Source organism: Sphingobium sp. (genome assembly GCF_035511395.1).
GTDB lineage: Bacteria > Pseudomonadota > Alphaproteobacteria > Sphingomonadales > Sphingomonadaceae > Sphingobium.
Window position 1 is genome coordinate 1 of record NZ_DATKFP010000181.1, and the last position, 2,195, is coordinate 2,195.

The following is a 2,195-nucleotide window of genomic DNA, read 5'->3' on the forward strand; positions in this document are numbered from 1 at the left end:
GAAGCGCTCGTTGTGCGAGTAGTTGAGGTTGACCTCGCCGTCCTTGAACATGCCCGTCACCAGGTAACGGTCGCGCAGTTCCTCGTTGGAAACGCACTCCATCATGTCCGGATGCGTGGCGTGGTAGGTCTTGCAGAACACTGGTTTCCCTCCTTGGGGTATCGGATTGCCTGATGTTGTTCGATTTCGTGGTTTAGCCTTGCCCCTGCGACGACACGCGGGCGGCCAGCGCATGCATTGCCCCTTCGACCGCGATGTCGCAGCGGCCATCTGTGAACCAGACCTCGCCGACCCGGTCGCCGGCTACGGACTGGAAAGCGGATGGGACATCGGTGATCCCCCAGGGCTTCGAAACACCGCGTGCATTGAGGCGATGGACGGTCATTCACTGGCACCTTGTACGGCCGTCGCCGGATTGATGACGACCCGGCGGTATCGGGTCAGCGATGGCGATCCATTGTCGGTGACCTGCAGGATGATGTGGATCGGCTTGGTGGCGCTGGATGGTACGGCAACGGTCGCGATCCCCTTGTGGCCGTCTCGGATCTCGGGAGGGGCCTCGGGGAATGTCGATCCTGCTTCGGGATAGTTCGACCATGCGAAATCGAGCTGGTCCCCGTCGGGATCCTGCGAACCACTGGCATCGAGCGTGATCGTGGTTCCGGGCCCGGCGGAGAGGATAAGAGGGGAAGGCGAATGCGTCCCGTTCAGCGCGATCCGAGGGGCATGGTTGGCGCAGGTGTAGCATCCGGTCATGGTCCAGGAGATGCGCGCCGCGAAGTCGTTCTGGTAGGCATTGCGCCACCGCCAGATCGTGGCCTGCCCGCTGCGATAGGTCACGCCGTCCATGCCCACGACGGCATCTGTGGCGTCGGCGAAGAGACCCTGCTCGGGCGACACCCGGCCGTAGCGGCCACCCTAGCCTCCCCATTCGGGATGCTCCGGAAAGGACAGGCCGTTGCGCACGAGATTCATGAACGACGGGGTGTCTCCCTCCATGGCGTAGAGCCAGGCCGGATACAAAGTGCAGAGCGGACCCTTGCGGATATTGCGGGACAGCCAGTCGTTCGTCACCAGTCGACCGTCGGGTCCGGCCGGCGCGGGAGCGACAGCGTCGGGCTGTCTGTACAGATCGCCCGAGAACCCGCGCCAGGTCGCGGCCGAATAGTCGCCGAAGGCATGGATGCTGCCGACCCAGAACAGCTTGGGAAAATTCGTCCTGATCCACGGACCGGCATCGTCCTGGTCGGAGATCGCATAGACCCGCAGCCGGGCGACGGCCTTGTCGACGGCCTTGTCGACGGCCTCGGGCGTGCGGGTGTCGCGCATGTCCTTCAGCGCCTGCGCGAGGTCCACCGCGCCGCCCCACAGGGCGACCCAGAGCGGTCTGGCATCGTCGCGGTCGAGGGCCGCGATGATGGCGCGCGAGCCCTCGGTCGCCTTGCCTGGGCCGACGCCGGCGAGGCCGTAGCGGGGGCTTCCCCGCTTGACCATGCGCGCAAAGGTGGCGGCTTCAGGGTATCGACAGTCGTGGACGCGCAGGTTTCCGGCCACCTTCGCGTAGCCTGCGATCCGCTCGTTCACGAGTTCCGGGCGAATCCGTTCATGCTGCCAGACCGAGGTCGACGCGACTACCGCCTCGAGGTCAATCTCGTTGGTATAGAGCAGCAACCGGACCAGCGATTCTGAGTCGTCGGGTTCGTTGCCGATGTCCGTCAGGACGATGAGCCGCGCGTTATCGGGGTTGCGCGGGCAGGCGGTCGCATTGGCCGTTGCCGCGCAGCCCGCCATCGCGAACGCGGCAAGCCATGCGGCCCAGCGGGGGGCTGTCGATCGCCTTCGCAACCGGCAGGGCGGCGACTTGCGGTAGCGTCTGATCTCACGGTTAGGCCAGACCATGTGTCATGCCCAGTACGGCGACCAGGGGCGACGCAGGCGCATCAGGGCCTCGAGATAGAAGTAGTCACCCCAGATGCACGCTTCATCGACGCCAGCCTTGTTGGGCATGTGATAGACGCCGTGCAGCAGCAGCGCGTTGGAGCCGTCGACAGGCGCGAGATAGTCTTCCGAAAGCGTCTTCATGATCGCGACGGCCCAGGCCTCGTAGGTCTCGCGAAGGGCATCGGACAGCGGCAGGGCCTGGGCCAGCTCGAGCAGGCCGCAGGCGGCGATGGCGGCTGCCGAGCTGTCCCGGT

General features: G+C 65.5%; 3 protein-coding genes and 2 pseudogenes. All 5 read right to left on the bottom strand.

From position 1 onward, the window contains the following. Positions 1 to 141: pseudogene (locus VMR39_RS12335) on the bottom strand (5-dehydro-4-deoxy-D-glucuronate isomerase); the annotation flags it as partial. 52 nt (positions 142 to 193) lie between these two features. After that, positions 194 to 385 carry a hypothetical protein gene (locus tag VMR39_RS12340; RefSeq protein ID WP_325416278.1) on the bottom strand — a complete coding sequence of 64 codons (192 nt, stop codon included), beginning with the start codon at positions 383 to 385 and terminating at the stop codon, positions 194 to 196. Further along, positions 382 to 849, bottom strand: a complete 468-nt coding sequence (locus VMR39_RS12345; RefSeq protein WP_325416279.1) for a hypothetical protein — start codon at positions 847 to 849, stop codon at positions 382 to 384. Before VMR39_RS12345 ends, VMR39_RS12340 begins: the two co-directional genes overlap by 4 nt. 69 nt (positions 850 to 918) lie before the next feature. Continuing rightward, positions 919 to 1,899 carry a DUF1593 domain-containing protein gene (locus VMR39_RS12350; RefSeq protein ID WP_325416280.1) on the bottom strand — a complete coding sequence of 327 codons (981 nt, stop codon included), beginning with the start codon at positions 1,897 to 1,899 and terminating at the stop codon, positions 919 to 921. Between the two features lie 3 nt (positions 1,900 to 1,902). Continuing rightward, positions 1,903 to 2,195, bottom strand: a pseudogene (locus VMR39_RS12355) (glucuronyl hydrolase); the annotation flags it as partial.